Origin of the sequence: Paraburkholderia sp. BR10954 (assembly GCF_040965775.1) — a bacterium.
Lineage (GTDB): Bacteria > Pseudomonadota > Gammaproteobacteria > Burkholderiales > Burkholderiaceae > Paraburkholderia > Paraburkholderia youngii.
Genome location: NZ_JBFRCK010000375.1, coordinates 1 through 206, shown reverse-complemented (window position 1 = coordinate 206; position 206 = coordinate 1). Strand labels below are relative to the sequence as shown.

Annotated in this window: 1 protein-coding gene; it reads right to left on the bottom strand. The window is 60.2% G+C overall.

Features of this window, described 5'->3' with window-relative positions; translation table 11 throughout:
* A partial coding sequence (locus AB4Y34_RS42620; RefSeq protein ID WP_368719388.1) for a DUF4148 domain-containing protein occupies positions 1 to 187 on the bottom strand: 187 nt, incomplete at its 3' end.
* Between the last annotated feature and the right edge of the window lie 19 nt (positions 188 to 206).

Sequence of the window (206 nt, the reverse complement as noted above, 5' to 3'; positions counted from 1 at the left end):
CGGCCGCCTCGATGTTCTGCGGATATTGCGTGTTGTCGCTGGCGGGGTTGTAGCCGGCCTTTTGCAATTGAACCAGCTCCGCGCGAACTTCAGCGCGAGTGAGCGCGTGTTGCGGTTGCGATTGCGCGAACGAAACGACAGGAGCGGCGACGAGTGCGGCGACGAGCAGCGATTGAACGAGTTTCATGAGTCTTCTCCGGGTATCA